Source organism: Terrabacter sp. 2RAF25, from assembly GCF_052115265.1.
Lineage (GTDB): Bacteria > Actinomycetota > Actinomycetes > Actinomycetales > Dermatophilaceae > Terrabacter.
Window position 1 is genome coordinate 74573 of record NZ_JBFRGJ010000008.1, and the last position, 14504, is coordinate 89076.

At 71.2% G+C, this 14504-nt stretch carries 16 protein-coding genes and 2 tRNA genes; 8 read left to right on the plus strand and 10 right to left on the minus strand.

The window, feature by feature from the left end; genetic code table 11:
• Nucleotides 1-70: 70 nt before the first annotated feature.
• The 4 genes from AB4091_RS18120 to AB4091_RS18135 all read left to right on the plus strand — a co-directional run bounded on the left by AB4091_RS18120 (nucleotide 71) and on the right by AB4091_RS18135 (nucleotide 3956).
• Nucleotides 71-940: an aldo/keto reductase gene (locus tag AB4091_RS18120; protein WP_442293574.1), complete on the plus strand. Its 870-nt coding sequence runs from the start codon at nucleotides 71-73 to the stop codon at nucleotides 938-940.
• A gap of 66 nt (nucleotides 941-1006) precedes the next feature.
• Nucleotides 1007-1771 carry a ribonuclease PH gene (rph, locus tag AB4091_RS18125; RefSeq protein WP_442293576.1) on the plus strand — a complete coding sequence of 255 codons (765 nt, stop codon included), beginning with the start codon at nucleotides 1007-1009 and terminating at the stop codon, nucleotides 1769-1771.
• Nucleotides 1768-2388, plus strand: a complete 621-nt coding sequence (rdgB, locus tag AB4091_RS18130; RefSeq protein WP_442293578.1) for an RdgB/HAM1 family non-canonical purine NTP pyrophosphatase — start codon at nucleotides 1768-1770, stop codon at nucleotides 2386-2388. The genes rph and rdgB overlap by 4 nt, the downstream gene beginning before the upstream one ends.
• The gene (locus tag AB4091_RS18135) at nucleotides 2385-3956 is read left to right on the plus strand and encodes a molybdopterin-dependent oxidoreductase (protein ID WP_442293580.1); all 1572 of its coding nucleotides are present in this window, start codon (nucleotides 2385-2387) and stop codon (nucleotides 3954-3956) included. The genes rdgB and AB4091_RS18135 overlap by 4 nt, the downstream gene beginning before the upstream one ends.
• On the opposite strand, the gene AB4091_RS18140 is transcribed toward AB4091_RS18135, so the two are convergent.
• Nucleotides 3943-4350 carry a RidA family protein gene (locus AB4091_RS18140; protein ID WP_442293582.1) on the minus strand — a complete coding sequence of 136 codons (408 nt, stop codon included), beginning with the start codon at nucleotides 4348-4350 and terminating at the stop codon, nucleotides 3943-3945. The genes AB4091_RS18135 and AB4091_RS18140 overlap by 14 nt on opposite strands.
• Before the next feature lie 84 nt (nucleotides 4351-4434).
• On the opposite strand from AB4091_RS18140, the gene AB4091_RS18145 reads away from it, so the two are divergent.
• The 4 genes from AB4091_RS18145 to AB4091_RS18160 all read left to right on the plus strand — a co-directional run bounded on the left by AB4091_RS18145 (nucleotide 4435) and on the right by AB4091_RS18160 (nucleotide 5830).
• Nucleotides 4435-4515 (plus strand) — tRNA-Leu (locus tag AB4091_RS18145).
• 165 nt (nucleotides 4516-4680) lie between these two features.
• A complete protein-coding gene (gene bcp, locus AB4091_RS18150) occupies nucleotides 4681-5154 on the plus strand; it encodes a thioredoxin-dependent thiol peroxidase (protein ID WP_442293584.1) in 474 nt (157 codons plus the stop codon).
• A 27-nt stretch (nucleotides 5155-5181) separates the two neighbouring features.
• Nucleotides 5182-5436, plus strand: coding sequence for a DUF3618 domain-containing protein (locus tag AB4091_RS18155; protein WP_442293586.1), 255 nt, complete (start codon nucleotides 5182-5184; stop codon nucleotides 5434-5436).
• Between the two features lie 52 nt (nucleotides 5437-5488).
• Entirely contained in the window at nucleotides 5489-5830 is a 342-nt protein-coding gene (locus AB4091_RS18160) for a GroES family chaperonin (protein ID WP_442293588.1), read from the plus strand.
• A gap of 19 nt (nucleotides 5831-5849) precedes the next feature.
• On the opposite strand, the gene AB4091_RS18165 is transcribed toward AB4091_RS18160, so the two are convergent.
• The 9 genes from AB4091_RS18165 to AB4091_RS18205 all read right to left on the minus strand — a co-directional run bounded on the left by AB4091_RS18165 (nucleotide 5850) and on the right by AB4091_RS18205 (nucleotide 14503).
• Nucleotides 5850-6347: a VOC family protein gene (locus AB4091_RS18165; RefSeq protein WP_442293590.1), complete on the minus strand. Its 498-nt coding sequence runs from the start codon at nucleotides 6345-6347 to the stop codon at nucleotides 5850-5852.
• Nucleotides 6348-6594: 247 nt separating this feature from the next.
• Nucleotides 6595-7707: a phospho-N-acetylmuramoyl-pentapeptide-transferase gene (mraY, locus tag AB4091_RS18170; protein WP_442293592.1), complete on the minus strand. Its 1113-nt coding sequence runs from the start codon at nucleotides 7705-7707 to the stop codon at nucleotides 6595-6597.
• A 232-nt stretch (nucleotides 7708-7939) separates the two neighbouring features.
• On the minus strand, nucleotides 7940-8506 hold the full coding sequence (locus tag AB4091_RS18175) for a dihydrofolate reductase family protein (protein WP_442293594.1): 567 nt from the start codon (nucleotides 8504-8506) through the stop codon (nucleotides 7940-7942).
• A 224-nt stretch (nucleotides 8507-8730) separates the two neighbouring features.
• Nucleotides 8731-8803 (minus strand) — tRNA-Lys (locus tag AB4091_RS18180).
• Nucleotides 8804-9092: 289 nt separating this feature from the next.
• Nucleotides 9093-9722, minus strand: coding sequence for a LutC/YkgG family protein (locus AB4091_RS18185; RefSeq protein ID WP_442293596.1), 630 nt, complete (start codon nucleotides 9720-9722; stop codon nucleotides 9093-9095).
• Nucleotides 9719-11206 (minus strand): lactate utilization protein B, encoded by a 1488-nt coding sequence (locus tag AB4091_RS18190; RefSeq protein WP_442294090.1) that lies wholly within the window; start codon nucleotides 11204-11206, stop codon nucleotides 9719-9721. Before AB4091_RS18190 ends, AB4091_RS18185 begins: the two co-directional genes overlap by 4 nt.
• Nucleotides 11207-11220: 14 nt before the next feature.
• Entirely contained in the window at nucleotides 11221-11964 is a 744-nt protein-coding gene (locus AB4091_RS18195) for a (Fe-S)-binding protein (RefSeq protein ID WP_442293598.1), read from the minus strand.
• Nucleotides 11961-13001: a LacI family DNA-binding transcriptional regulator gene (locus AB4091_RS18200; protein ID WP_442293600.1), complete on the minus strand. Its 1041-nt coding sequence runs from the start codon at nucleotides 12999-13001 to the stop codon at nucleotides 11961-11963. Before AB4091_RS18200 ends, AB4091_RS18195 begins: the two co-directional genes overlap by 4 nt.
• A gap of 59 nt (nucleotides 13002-13060) precedes the next feature.
• A complete protein-coding gene (locus tag AB4091_RS18205) occupies nucleotides 13061-14503 on the minus strand; it encodes a rhamnulokinase (protein WP_442293602.1) in 1443 nt (480 codons plus the stop codon).
• Nucleotide 14504 lies beyond the last annotated feature (1 nt).

The window sequence follows — 14504 nt, forward strand, 5'->3', positions numbered from 1 at the left end:
CCCGGCCGAAGGCCCGTCCACGCACCGACGACCCGGACCACCCGACGCACGACCGACCCAGGGAGGCGCAGTGCACCAGCGAACCATCGGAGCGAGGAAGGTCAGCGTGATCGGGCTCGGCGGCATGCCGATGTCGATCGAGGGGCGGCCCGACGAGGCCCGCTCGATCCGCACGATCCACGCCGCGCTCGACGCCGGTGTCACCCTCATCGACACGGCGGACGCGTACCATCGCGACGCCGACGAGGTCGGGCACAACGAGTCGCTCATCGCCAGGGCCATCGCGTCCTGGCCCGGCGACGCCTCCGACGTCCTCGTCGCGACCAAGGGCGGCCACCTGCGGCCGGGTGACGGGTCGTGGACCCTGAACGGTCGTCCCGACCACCTCAAGGAGGCGGCGCGAGCCTCGCTCGCCCGGCTTGGTGGCACCGCGATCGGGCTCTACCAGTTCCACCGGCCCGACCCCGACGTGCCGTACGCCGAGTCCGTCGGTGCGCTCGCCGAGCTGCTCGACGAGGGGGTCATCGAGATGGCCGGCATCTCGAACGCAGACCCGTCGCAGATCCGCGAGGCCCAGGAGGTGCTCGGGGGACGTCTCGCGTCGGTGCAGAACCAGTTCTCACCGGCGTTCCGCAGCAGTGCTCCCGAGCTCGACCTGTGCGCCGAGCTCGGCATCGCGTTCCTGCCCTGGAGTCCGCTCGGCGGCATCAGCAGGGCCGGCGACCTCGGTAGCAGGCACGACGCGTTCGCCGAGGTGGCGCGCGCCCACGACGTGAGCCCGCAGCAGGTGGCCCTCGCGTGGGAGCTCGCGCTGGCCCCGACCGTGGTGCCGATCCCGGGTGCCTCCCGCCCCGAGAGCATCGAGGACTCCGTCAAGGCCGTCGACCTCGAGCTGTCGGCCGACGAGGTCGAGCGCCTGTCGACGGAAGCGACTGACTGACCGACGACCGTCCACCGGGCACCCGCGATGCGGGGCTCGGCACCGAGCATGGCTAGCCTCGTCGTCATGACCCACCGACATGACGGACGTGCCCCCGACCAGACGCGCGAGGTGCGGATCACGCGCAACTGGCTCGACCATGCCGAGGGCAGCGTCCTCGTGGAGTTCGGTCGCACCCGGGTGCTGTGCGCGGCGTCCTTCACCGAAGGGGTGCCCCGATGGCTCAAGGGAAAGGGCACCGGGTGGGTCACGGCCGAGTACGCCATGCTCCCGCGGGCGACGAACACCCGTTCCGACCGCGAGAGCGTCAAGGGCCGCATCGGAGGCCGCACCCACGAGATCAGCCGGCTGATCGGGCGCAGCCTGCGCGCCGTCATCGACACGAAGGCCCTCGGCGAGAACACCATCGTCCTGGACTGTGACGTGCTCCAGGCCGACGGCGGCACGCGCACGGCCGCCATCACCGGCGCGTTCGTCGCGCTCGCCGACGCCATCGAGGACGCCCGCGCGAAGGGTCTCATCGCCAAGAAGGCCGAGCCCCTCACCGGTTCCGTCGCCGCCATCTCGGTGGGGGTCGTCGGTGGCCGCGCCGTGCTCGACCTCGACTATCCCGAGGACTCCACGGCCGAGACGGACATGAACGTCGTCATGACCGGCGACGGGCGCTTCATCGAGGTGCAGGGCACGGCCGAGGGCGAGCCCTTCGACCGCGACCTGCTGGGGCAGCTGCTCGACCTCGCGACGAAGGGGTGCGCCGACCTCACCGCGCAGCAGCAGCAGGCCCTCGCCACACCGTCAGCCGGCGGGGCCGACGGGGGGTCGGTCGCGTGACGAAGGTCGTCCTCGCCACCCGCAACGCCCACAAGGTCGAGGAGCTGCGCGAGATCCTCGGCGACGTCAGCGCGGAGCTGGGGCTCGACATCGTCGGACTCGACGAGTTCCCCGACGCGCCTGACGTCGTCGAGGACGGCGTCACCTTCGAGCAGAACGCGATCCTCAAGGCGGCCTCTGCGGCGCACGCCACCGGCATGCCCGCGCTGGCCGACGACTCCGGCCTGGCGGTCGACGTGCTCGGCGGGTCGCCGGGGATCTTCAGCGCACGCTGGTCCGGTGGGAGCGGCGACCGGGCCAACCTCGAGCTGCTCCTCGCCCAGCTGGGTGACGTGCGCGACGAGCACCGTGCGGCGGCGTTCGTCTGCGCCGCGGCGCTCGTGCTGCCCGACGGACGCTCGGCCGCCGAGGTCGGGCGTTTCCCGGGCACCGTCGCGCGCGAGCCCCGTGGCACGAATGGTTTCGGTTACGACCCGATTTTCGTGCCATCCGACCAACCCGACGGCAACGAACGCACACTGGCGGAGTACGCCGCCGACGAGAAGAACCACGTGTCGCACCGCTCGCTCGCCTTCCGAGCCCTCGTGCCGCACCTGAAGGAGCACCTGAGGCCATGACCGCAACCAGCCCGGCCACCCGTCCCGAGACCGCTCAGGAGCCGGTGGCTCGCCCACTGTGGTGGGGAGCCGTCGACGGGGTGGTGGTCGGGCTGGTCACGGTCGGCCTCGCCACGCTGGCGGCCGCGGCCCTGGTCGCGGTCGGCCAGTCGTCCGGGCAACCCGCTCCGGTCGCCGCGGTCAGCGGTGCCTTCATCGACCGGACACCCCCGTGGCTCAAGGACTTCGCGGTCTCCACGTTCGGCACGAACGACAAGCGTGCCCTGCTCGTCGGCACCGTGGCCGTGCTCGCCCTCGTCTGTGCAGCGATCGGTGCCGTCGCGACGCGACGCATGGTGCCGGCGCTCGTCGCCTTCGCCCTCGTCGGGGTCGTCGGCGCGGCAGCCGTCATGACGCGCCCGGGCGCCGGCCCTCTCGACGTCCTGCCCACCGTGCTCGGCACCGTCGCCGGCCTGTGGTTCCTCAGCCGCTCGCCGGTTGCACGAGGTGCAACCGGTGGAGCCGGGGCCGCGAACCCCGGTAGGCGCTGGCTGATCGGTGGCGCGGTCGGCGCCGTGACCGCATACCTCGGGAGCTACGTCGGGGGTGGCTCGTCGGCGGCCACGGTCTCACGCGATGCGCTCAAGAGCGTGCCGCTCAAGGGCACGAAGCTCGCCATCCCCGCAGGGGCCGACCTCGGTGTCCCAGGCCTCACGCCCTACATCGTCCCCAACGCCGACTTCTACCGCATCGACACCGCCATCGTCGTGCCGCACATCGACGCGAACGACTGGAAGCTCAAGGTCACCGGCATGGTTGACCGCGAGGTCGAGATCGACTGGAAGACGTTGCAGGGCAAGCAGATGCAGGAGGCGCTGGTGACCCTCACCTGCGTCTCGAACGAGGTCGGAGGCGACCTCATCGGCAACGCGGTCTGGACCGGCTGGCCGGTGCGCGAGCTGCTGGCGCTCGCGGGCCCGAAGGCCGGCGCCGACATGGTGCTGCAGACGAGCATCGACGGGTTCACGGCGTCGACGCCGCTCGCCGCGCTCACCGACGACCGCAACGCGCTGCTCGCGATCCGCATGAACGGCGAGCCGCTGCCCTTCGAGCACGGCTTCCCCGTACGCGTCGTCGTCCCCGGCCTCTACGGCTACGTGTCGGCGACGAAGTGGGTGACCGAGCTCAAGGTGACGACGTACCAGCAGGACGTGGCCTACTGGTCGACCCGCGGCTGGTCGGCGACAGGCCCGATCAAGACCGCCTCCCGCATCGACGTCCCGCGGGCAGGGGCGACGGTCAAGGCCGGCACCGTCGCGGTTGCCGGTGTCGCCTGGCACCAGCACACGGGCATCTCGAAGGTCGAGGTGCAGGTCGACCAGCAGCCCTGGGCCGAGGCCCGGCTCGCGGTCGACGCGAGCATCGACACCTGGCGGCAGTGGGTCTACGAGTGGCAGGCGACACCCGGCAGCCACGACCTGCGCGTGAGGGCCTACGACGACAAGGGGGTCGTGCAGTCGCCGCTCGAGGCCCCGCCGGCGCCCGACGGTGCCACCGGCATCCACGTCGTCAACGTCAGGGTGGAGTGACGGCGGACGCCGAGCCGCCGACGATGGCCTCCGCCTCGATCTCGACGAGCAGGTCGGGCTCGATGAGGGCGCTCACCTGCACCAGCGTCGAGGCCGGGCGCACGTCGGCGAACACCTCACCGTGGGCCCGTCCGACAGCCTCCCAGTCGCGCATGTCGGTGACGTAGAGGCGGGTGCGCACGACGTCGGCCGGCGAAGCCCCGCACTCGACCAGTGCCGCGACGAGGATCTCGAGGGCCACCTGCGCCTGGCGGTACGCGTCGCCCGGCGCCACCACGCGTCCGTCACGCACCGCCGTGGTGCCCGCGACGTGCACCGTGTCGCCGACCCGCACGGCGCGCGAGTAGCCGACGACGCTCTCCCACGCGCTGCCCGTGCCGATGTTGCGTCTCATGCCTGCAGGCTAGCCGCCGGCCCGAGGAGGACAGGACGTCCGGGACGGGGCCCGGGACAACTACAGTGGGCGGCGCAGCAGCGAGCGGACGTGGTGGAACTGGTAGACACGCAGGATTTAGGTTCCTGTGCCTCAGGTGTGCGGGTTCGAGTCCCGCCGTCCGCACCGAGATGAGGTCGATGTGTCGGCCTGAGGGCCGGGGGAGCGCCCGGGGCGGGTACGTGACCTACCGATACGCTTCGTGAAAGCCATTCGTCCAGCGCGAGATTCGTGCGCGTCGGGACCGCGGTCCGCGGTCGCACCGGCACGTTCCGACCAGGAGGAGCCCCAGTGACGTCAAGACTCGAGCCCGGCGAGCAGGCACCGGCCTTCGACCTTCCCGACGACGCCGGCGGCACGGTCGCCCTGGGCGACTTCGCCGGGCGCAAGGTCATCGTCTACTTCTACCCGGCGGCGATGACCCCCGGCTGCACCAAGCAGGCGTGCGACTTCAGCGAGTCGCTCGACTCGCTCAAGAAGGACGGCTACGAGGTCGTCGGCATCTCCAAGGACAAGCCGGCGAAACTCGCCAAGTTCCGCGAGCGCGACCACCTCACCATCCCGCTGCTGAGCGACGAGGACCTCTCGGTCCACAACGCGTACGGCGCCTGGGGTGAGAAGAAGCTCTACGGCAAGACCGTCGAGGGCGTCATCCGGTCCACCTTCGTCGTCGACGAGGAGGGCAAGGTCAGCCACGCGTTCTACAACGTCAAGGCGACCGGTCACGTGGCCAAGCTCCGTCGCGACCTCGGCCTCGCCCACTAGAGTCGCACCGTCCCGAAAGGAAGCCAGATGACCGACACCGCACGTATCGAGCAGGACATCCGGGCCGCCCGCGCGCGCCTCGAGGGCACCGTCAACGAGCTGGCCTACCGGGCGCAGCCACAGGTCATCGCCGAGCGCCAGCTGCAGGGCCTGAAGCTGCGCCTCGCCTCGGCCACCCACACCGAGGACGGCGACCTTCGCATCGAGCGCATCGGCGCGGTCGTGGCCGCGGCCGTCGTGGTGGTCGTCGCCGTCGGGCTGCTCCGCCGCCGGCGGGGCTGAGCGGGCGCGACCGCCCGGTCACCGGGAAACGACCAGGCACCCGCAGGTCACCATGGGCAAGAAGGACTCCGCCACGACGGCTCAGGAACTGCCGGTGCGGATGTTGCACGACCGCGTGCTCGTCTCGCTCGAGAAGGAGGGTGACCGGCGCTCGGGAGGCGGCATCCTCATCCCCGCCACCGCGTCCGTCGGCAAGCGGCTCGCCTGGGCGGAGGTCGTGGCCACCGGGCCCAACGTGCGCCAGGTGCAGCTCGGCGACCGCGTCCTCTTCGACCCCGAGGAGCGGGCCGAGGTGGAGCTGCAGGGCACCGACTACGTGCTGCTGCCTGAGCGTGACATCCACGCCGTGGCCGCCCAGCGCGTCGACCCGGGACAGACCGGCCTCTACCTGTAGGCCGTCGGCTCCGACCAGGTCACAGGACCTTGCTGCCGTACATCTCGCCGAGCGGGTCGGCGATGAGCTCGAGGCGTGCACCGTTGGGGTCGCGGAAGTAGAGGGACGACCCGCTCTCCTCGAGGTACTCGACGCCGGCCTCGTCGAGCCGTCCGCGCAATCGCGTCCAGGTGTCCGGCTCCACGGAGATGGCGATGTGGTGCAGTCCGCCGAGCACCTCCGCGTACGGCCCGACGTCGAGGCCCGGGAAGTCGAAGAACGCCAGCAGGTTGCCGTTGCCGATGTCGAAGAAGAAGTGGTTCGAGCCCCGGTAGTCGCGGTTCTCGAAGATCTCGGTCAGGGGGAACTCGAGCACTCCCTGGTAGAACCTGACGGTCTCCTCGACGTCGCGAGCGACGACGGCGAAGTGGTGCAGGCCGCGGGCGCTCGACCCCGGCCGTCGCTCGGCGGGCTCGAGGTAGGAGGCGCGGATGCGCTCGCGCTCGGCCTCGATGGCGGTCAGGTCGATCTCGGTCACGGGTGCCTCGGATCCTGGAGTCGGCGTCGACGGGCGGACGGCAGTTGCGCGTTCAACTCAGGCTAGCCCGAGGCGAAGGGTCGCTCCAGTCGCGGAGGTTGGGGGCGGTGTCGTGCGCCGCCTCGAGGTGGACGTACCAACCGGGCATGTCGGACTCCTTCGCGGAAACGGGACCGAACGGTCCTCCATCTCCAAAGAGGCCCACCTCAGGACGCTGAAACGCCGTCTGCCGCTCGGACTCGGCGTCCTACCGACTCGAGACCCACTCGCCGTAGAACAGCGCCAGGCCTGCCGTGATGCAGATGCCGGCGACGATCCAGAAACGGGCCACGATGGTGACCTCGGACCATCCGACCATCTCGAAGTGGTGGTGCAGCGGTGCGATCCGGAAGACGCGCTTGCCGGTGAGCTTGAAGCTGACCACCTGGATGATGACCGATGCCGTGACGATGACGAAGAGGCCACCGAGCACGACCAGCAGCAGCTGGGTGCGGGTGAGGATGGCCATCCCCGCCAGGGCGGCGCCCAGCGACAGCGAACCGGTGTCGCCCATGATGATCTCGGCCGGTGAGGTGTTCCACCACAGGAAGCCGAAGCAGGCGCCGCCGATCGCGCAGGAGACGACGGCCAGGTCGAGCGCGCCAGGCACGGCGTAGCAGTTGGGCCCGGGCGCGACGGCGCAGCCCTGGTTGTACTGCCACATGGCGATCAGCGTGTAGGCCCCGAACACCATGACCGAGGCACCTGGAGCGAGGCCGTCGAGGCCGTCGGTGATGTTGACCCCGTTCGACGCTCCGGCGATGAGCACGTTCGCCCATGCGATGAACAGCAGAACTGCGACGACGGGACCGGCGAACGCGAGGTTCACGGGCGTGTCCCTGACGAAGGAGATCGCGGTCGACGCGGGGGAGAGTCCGTGCTCATCGGTCAACAACAGGGCACCTAGCGCGAACACGACCGTGACGATCGTCTGGCCGATGAGCTTCTGCCTGCCCGTGAGGCCGAGGCTGCGTTCCTTCCGGATCTTCGTGTAGTCGTCGAGGAAACCGACGACGCCGAGGCCGGCGAGCAGGAAGAGCACGAGGGAGGCGTTGATCGAGATGCCGTTGTGGATGACTTTGAGCAGTCCCATGGAGCTCAACGCCAGCACGGCCGCGTGTGAGCCGAAGTAGCCGACGAAGGCCGCAGCGATGATGACTGCACCGCCCATGGTGGGCTTGCCCCGCTTGACGTGGTGATGGGTGAGGTCGTCGCGGATGAACTGGCCGTAGCGACGTCGCACGAGGAAGGCGATGAAGGGCTTCGTGAAGAGCAGTGCCACTGCCATCGAGATGCCACCGGCAAGCATGACGTTGACCATCGGAGCTCTTGGCTGCCCTTCCGACCGCGATCACGGTCATCGGTTGGTCTGGTCCGCGGCGCCCGTGCACGTGGCCGCACCCCGGTCGCCGGCCAACCCTAGGGCAACGACTGCGTGAGAGGTCGACCGGCACGCGCGAGGGCGTGAACGCACGTCCTTGAACGCTGACAGGACCGGCCGACGGCTCGTGTTCCGGCGCCCGGACAGCTCGGGCTCGAGCGCGGATCTCAGCTCAGCTGGTACGCGCGGGCTGGTATCGCACGGCGAACGCCCCCGACCGGAAATCCTGGCGATCGACGAGCTCGAGCTGGATGCGTTCGCGAAGACCGGCGAGCAGGGTCGGCCCGTGCCCGGCCAGGACCGGCTGCACGACGAACACGTACTCGTCGATCAGCCCCTGATCCGCCAGCGCCAGGGGGAGCGTCACCCCGCCCACGAACAGGCCCTCGCCCGGCTCCTGCTTGAGCCGTTGGACCATCTGCCCGACGTCGCCTCGCACCAGCTCGGCGTTCCAGTCGACCGCGCCCAGCGTGCTCGACACGACATGCTTCCTTGCCGTGTCGATGGCCTCTGCGAACTGGGTCTCCCGCTCACCCATCCAGTCGGGCCACGCGCCCGTGGCCGGCCGTCGCCACGCCGACTCCATCATCTCGTAGGTCACCCGACCGAACAGCAGGGCATCGGCGCGTTCGATCTCAGCGGTCCAGTAGCGCATCGAGTCGTCGTCGGGGGGCAGCCCGGCCTCGTGGTGGCAGCAGCCGTCGAGGGTGACGTTGATGGAGTATCGGAGCGGTCTCATCTCGTGGCTCTCCCTGGATCCGCGCAGCACGTCGTCACTGGACCGTACTCAGTATCGGACGACGCCACTGCTCCTGCGGGCGCCGTGGCAGGTTCGTGGGAGACCCTGATGGGGACACGACCTGTCGGCTCCGGGTCACAGGTCGCCCGGTGCCTGGAGTGAGCAGTTCCGGGCACACGAGTAGAGCCCGGTCCGTGTGGACCGGGCTCTACCCGCATGAAGAGTGCGCCGTCAGGGACTCGAACCCCGAACCCAGTGATTAAGAGTCACTTGCTCTGCCAATTGAGCTAACGGCGCAACGAGGGGAAACGTTAGCAGTCGCCCCCGGCGGGTACAAAATCGAGACGCTGGGCCCTTGAGGAGAGCAAGCGGGCCGGGCGGACAGCCCCAGCCGACGGGCGGATTCGCTGTTCCGCGAGGCAGCCCGAGCGCGCCAGATGCCTCACGGCGTCGCACTCGCGGTCGAGATCAGCGACAGCGCCAGGCTGACGACGATGACGCCGATGACGATGCCGACGGTGATCCGCTGGGCCTTCTTGCTTCCCATGAGCATGCACCCATTGTCGGGCACGCGCCGGTGTGGGCCTCAGCCGGCCACGACGACGATGAGGGTGCGCGGCCCGTGGACGCCCTCGACCCGGCTCAGCTCGATGTCGCTCGTGGCGGACGGTCCGCTGACCAAGGTCGTCGGCCGGGTCGGGTCGAGCCGGGCCAGCCCTTCGGGCACGGTCTGCACGACGTCCTGCACGCGTACGACACAGACGTGCGTGTCGGGCACGAGCGTCAGGGCACGCCGGCCGCAGAGCGGGGTGCCGTCGAGGGCTATCGTGCCCGTCCCGGAGACCGCCACGACGCAGCCCGTGACGACGGCGGGCACGGCGTCGAGCTCTCGGGCGCCGCCCGTGCCGTCGTCGGTGCGTGCCACGTCAACCGCGGCCGCCCAGGCCTCGGGGGCGCCCGGTGGTCTCATCACCTCGCGGATGCCGCGCTCGGCCAGGGCCGAGGCGACGGCGGCGCCGATGGCGGTGTCGTCGCCGGCCGCGCGGACGACGGTGGCCCGGTAGTCCTCGAGCCGGTCGACGAGCTCGGCGACGACGGCGTCGGAGCCCGGAGCGTGCTCGCCGCTGGTGCGGTAGCTGCGGGGCACGGTCGTCGCTCCGCTCACGTCGCCGCGCGCCTGCCGGATGCGCGCAAGCATCTCTTCGCGTGCGCTCACGACCGGTCACCTCGCGTCCGCGTCCACCAGTCGCGGAAGGTCTCGCTGGGCACGCTCGGCAGGTCCCGTGAACCGGTCCACCCGTTGAGGGGAGGCGGCAGCGGCAGCACCGGCTTGCCCTGCCGTATGCCGTGTCGCCCGTTTGTCGCCGCCCGCCCGGCCCGGGCGAAGCGCTTCGGGTCGGCCATCACCCAGGCGGCGGCCTTCATCGCCGCGGCCTCAGCCGTCGGGAGGCGGTGCTTCGCAGCGTGGGCCTCGGTGTGCTCGGCGCGCAGCTGGACGAGCAGGTCGGGGATGTTGATCTTGACCGGGCAGACGTCGTAGCAGGCGCCGCACAGGCTGGAGGCGTACGGGAGCGAGTCGTTGGGGTCGGTCCCCCCGGTCACGCCCGTGAGGAAGGGGGTGAGCACCGCACCGATGGGGCCGGGGTAGACCGAGCCGTACGCGTGCCCGCCGGTGCGCTCGTAGACGGGACACACGTTGAGGCAGGCCGAGCACCTGATGCAGTGCAGGGCCGTGCGTCCGAGGTCGTCGGCCAGTGCCCGGGTGCGACCGTTGTCGAGCAGGACGAGGTGGAACTGCTGCGGCCCGTCGCCGGGCGTGACGCCGGCCCAGGTCGAGGTGTAGGGGTTCATCCGCTCGCCGGTCGAGCTGCGGGGGAGCAGCTGGAGGAAGACCTCGAGGTCACGCCAGGTCGGCACGACCTTCTCGATGCCCATCACGGTGATGAGCGTCTCGGGCAGCGTGAGGCACATGCGGCCGTTGCCCTCGGACTCGACGACCGTCAGCGTGCCGGTCTCGGCCACCCCGAAGTTGGCGCCGGAGACGGCGACGCGCGCACGGAGGAACACCTCGCGCAGGTGCCTGCGGGCCGCCGCGGCGAGCACGGCCGGCTCATCGGTGAGGCCGGGGTCGACGTCGGGCATCTCGCGCGCGAAGATCTCGCGGATCTCGGACCGTCCGCGGTGGATGGCGGGCACGAGGATGTGGCTGGGGCGGTCGTGGCCGAGCTGCACGATGAGCTCGGCTAGATCGGTCTCGTGCGCGGTGACGCCGGCCTCCTCCAACGCCTCGTTGAGCCCGATCTCCTGCGTGGCCATCGACTTGACCTTGACGACCTCGGACTCACCGGTGGCCTTGACGAGGGCGACGACGATGCGGTTGGCCTCCGCCGCGTCACGGGCCCAGTGCACGGTGCCGCCCCGCGCGGTGACGTTCGCCTCGAGCTCTTCGAGCAGCTCGGGCAGCCGGGCCATGGTGTCGGCCTTGATCGCCGAGCCGGCCTCGCGCAGGGCCTCCCAGTCGGGCACCTCGCCGACGACGGCGGCGCGCTTCGCCCGGATCGTCGACGTGGCGTGCGCCAGGTTGCGGCGCAGCTGCGTGTTGCCGAGCGCTTCGCGTGCCGCAGTCGGGAACGGCCGGTCGCCGGTGAGCTGGCCCACCGCCGTGTCGGCGGGTGGCCCGGGGACCCGGCCCTGCGGCATACCCAGGAAGGTGCTCACGGTGCGCTCGCGAGGATCTCGGCGAGGTGGACCGGACGCACCCCGGTGCGCAGGCGCGAGAGGCCGCCCCCGATGTGCATGAGGCACGACGCGTCGCCGGCCGTGACGACCTCGGCGTCGGTCGCGAGCACCGCCGACATCTTGTCGGCGAGCATGGCGGTCGAGGTGTCGGCGTTCTTCACCGAGAACGTGCCGCCGAAGCCGCAGCACACGTCGGCGGCCGAGAGCTCGACGAGGTCGATGCCGCGCACCGCTCGGAGGAGCCGGAGCGGCCGGTCACCCACACCGAGGAGGCGCAGCGAGTGGCACGTCGGGTGGTAGGTGACCCGGTGCGGGTAGGACGCGCCGACGTCGGTGACCCCGAGCACGTCGACGAGCAGCTCGGACAGCTCGAAGGTGCGGGCCGCGACCGCCTCGGCCCTGGCGGCCAGCGCCTCGTCACCGCCCCGCCGGGCGACCGCAGCGTGCTGGTGGCGCACCGACCCCACGCACGAACCCGACGGCGCGACGATCGCCTCGCAGCCCCGGGCGAGGGCCTGCTCGAACACGTCGACGTGGTGGCGCACCAGATCCACCGCGTCGTGCTGGTAGCCGGTGTTGGTGTGCATCTGGCCGCAGCACGTCTGGGCCACGGGGAAGTCGACCTCGTGGCCGAGCCGCTCGAGGACGGTCACGGTCGCACGGGCGACGTCGGGAAACAGGACGTCGCCGAGGCACGTGACGAACAGCGCGACCTTCATGCGCGCCTCGCGCTCGCGGGCACGGCGGTCGACGCGCGCGCGATGAGCTCGGGTGGGAAGACGACGTGCTGGTGCTCGTGCTGGCTGCCGCGATCCGCCTCGTCGGCGAGCAGGCGGGCAGCCGTGCTGCCGAGAAGGTGGCGGGGCTGGGCGACGGAGGTGAGCGGCACCGCTGCGGCAGAAGCGAACTCGATGTCGTCGTAGCCGACGATGGCGATGTCGTCGGGCACCGCGATGCCGTGCTGGGTGAGGTGCTGCAGCAGCCCCAGGGCCAGCAGGTCGTTGGCGCAGAAGACACCGGTGGGGCGGCTGCGACGCGGCAGCCCGAGGAGGCGCTCACCCGCTCGGCGTCCTTCGGCGATGGTCAGGCCCGAGGTGCGGATGAGGGTCAGGGCCTTCTCGGGCAGGCCCGCGGCCGCCGTCGCCGCCGCGGCGCCGGCCTGTCGGTCGCGCACCTGCGGGATGTCGGCCGGGCCGCCGACGAAGGCGAGGCGTGTGTGACCCGCCTCGACGAGGTGGGTGATCGCCAGCTCGCCACCCGCGACGTCGTCGACCCCCACCGTGCACCACTCGGTCGTGCCCTGCTCGGGCGCCCGGTCGACGAGGACCACGGGCACGCCGGTGTCGCGGAGGCGCTGGAGGCGGGGGTTGGCGTAGTCCATCGCCGTGATGAGGACCCCTCGGGCGCGGAGCTCGGTGAGCTGCGCGAGGTACTGGTCCTCGCGGTCGGCGTCCTGGTCGCTGTTGCAGATGAAGAGCGCGAGCCCCTCGGCCTTGGCGACCTCCTCGATGCCACGCGCGACGTCGGTGAAGAAGGGGTTGGTGGCGTCTAGCACGACGTAGGCGATGGTGCGTGAACGCCCGGCCGCCAGCTGCCTTGCCGAGGCGTTGGGCACGAAGCCCAGCTCGGCGATGGCCGACTCGACCTTGGCGCGGGTGGCGGCGCGCACCGCGGACGGCCGGTTGAGCACGTTGGAGACGGTGCCGAGGGAGACTCCCGCCCGTGCCGCGACGTCCTTGATGCTCACCCTTGCCATGGGGCCTCCTCTCGTCGCTGAAACGTATCGCGCCGGGACGGTTCCGCGCCGCACCCGGTTCACGAGGGACGGTGCAGACGCAGTGGCTGCGTGGCCGCGAGGTCGGCCCGGATCTCCTCGAGGGTGGAGGGAGCCGCGCCGAGGGCCCGCGCCTGCACGAGGACGTTGCCGAGGGCGGTCGCCTCGACAGGGCCGGCCACGACCGGCACGCCGGTCAGGTCGGCCGTCACCTGGCAGAGCAGCCGGTTGCGCGAGCCCCCGCCCACGACGTGGATGACGTCCACGGCAGCTCCCGAGAGCTCCGTCGCGCGCTGGGTCGTCCTCGCGTATGCCGTCGCGAGCGAGTCGAGGATGCACCGCACCGTGTGAGCAGGGTCGGGCAGCGCTCCGGGAGCTCCGTGTGCCCCGGGTCCACCGAGTGCGTCGGCGGCGGCCGCGATGCGTTCGGGCATCTGACCCGGCGGGATGAACGCGTCGTCGTCGACGTCGATGACGGGTCCGCCGGCAGGTAGGCGCTCGGCCCTGTCGAGCAGCGTCTCCAGGTCGTGGCCGAGCCCCCGCTCGGTCCAGGCTCGCATCGACTCCTGGAGCAACCAGAGCCCGCCCACGTTGCGCAGGAACCTGGTGCGCCCGTCGACCCCGCCCTCGTTGGTGAAGTTGGCCGCGCGGCTGTCCTGCGTGATGACCGGAGCGTCGAGCTCGAGCCCCGCGAGCGACCACGTGCCGCTGGAGACGTACGCGAGCCGGGTCGTCGTGGCCGGCACAGCCACGACAGCGGAGGCGGTGTCGTGCGAGCCGACTGCCGTGACGAGGGTCCCGGGTCGCAGCCCGGTCTGCTCGAGGGCGGTGCTCGTCAGCGGGCCGACGACCTCACCGGGGGTGACGAGCGGGGGCAGGCGGTCGGCCGGGATCTCGAGCCGGTCGAGCAGGTCCTTGGCCCAGTCCCCGGTGCGCGCGTCGAGCAGCCCGGTGGTCGAGGCGTTGGTGGCCTCGGTGCGCAGCTCTCCCGTGAGCTGGAAGGTGAGCCAGTCGGGCAAGAGTGCGATGTGGGCGGCCTTGTCCCACAGGCCCGCCGACTTCTCAGCCTCCAGCTGGTAGACGGTGGTGAACGGCAGGAACTGCAGGCCGTTGACGGCATACAGCTCCTGGCGTGGGACGCGTCGGTGCACGCGTTCGACGGCTGGCCCCGAGCGTCCGTCACGGTAGGAGACCGGCTCACCGAGCAGGGCGCCGTCGACGTCGAGCAGGGCGTAGTCGACAGCCCACGTGTCGACGCCGACGGACTCGGTCTCGGGGAAGTCGCGGGCGAGGAGGCGCAGTCCCGTGAGCACCTCGGACCACAGGCGGGTCAGGTCCCAGCGGAGGTGGCCGTCACGCTGTACCGGTCCGTTGGGGAAGCGGTGCAGCGTGTGCAGGGTGGTCCGCGCGCCGTCGACGACGCCGGCCATCACCCGACCGCCGGAGGCGCCGATGTCGACGGCGCCGAAGACGCGCGGAGCCATG

What these genes read in the sequence shown, in the direction of transcription:
- AB4091_RS18190 (WP_442294090.1), bottom strand. Translation starts at nt 11,206, where the DNA reads ATGCCGCAGGGCCGGGTCCCCGGGCCACCCGCCGACACGGCGGTGGGC.
- AB4091_RS18140 (WP_442293582.1), bottom strand. Translation starts at nt 4,350, where the DNA reads ATGAGACGCAACATCGGCACGGGCAGCGCGTGGGAGAGCGTCGTCGGC.
- mraY (WP_442293592.1), bottom strand. Translation starts at nt 7,707, where the DNA reads ATGGTCAACGTCATGCTTGCCGGTGGCATCTCGATGGCAGTGGCACTG.
- AB4091_RS18195 (WP_442293598.1), bottom strand. Translation starts at nt 11,964, where the DNA reads ATGAAGGTCGCGCTGTTCGTCACGTGCCTCGGCGACGTCCTGTTTCCC.
- AB4091_RS18200 (WP_442293600.1), bottom strand. Translation starts at nt 13,001, where the DNA reads ATGGCAAGGGTGAGCATCAAGGACGTCGCGGCACGGGCGGGAGTCTCC.
- AB4091_RS18160 (WP_442293588.1), top strand. Translation starts at nt 5,489, where the DNA reads ATGGGCAAGAAGGACTCCGCCACGACGGCTCAGGAACTGCCGGTGCGG.
- AB4091_RS18205 (WP_442293602.1), bottom strand. Translation starts at nt 14,503, where the DNA reads ATGGCTCCGCGCGTCTTCGGCGCCGTCGACATCGGCGCCTCCGGCGGT.
- AB4091_RS18155 (WP_442293586.1), top strand. Translation starts at nt 5,182, where the DNA reads ATGACCGACACCGCACGTATCGAGCAGGACATCCGGGCCGCCCGCGCG.
- AB4091_RS18175 (WP_442293594.1), bottom strand. Translation starts at nt 8,506, where the DNA reads ATGAGACCGCTCCGATACTCCATCAACGTCACCCTCGACGGCTGCTGC.
- AB4091_RS18135 (WP_442293580.1), top strand. Translation starts at nt 2,385, where the DNA reads ATGACCGCAACCAGCCCGGCCACCCGTCCCGAGACCGCTCAGGAGCCG.
- rph (WP_442293576.1), top strand. Translation starts at nt 1,007, where the DNA reads ATGACCCACCGACATGACGGACGTGCCCCCGACCAGACGCGCGAGGTG.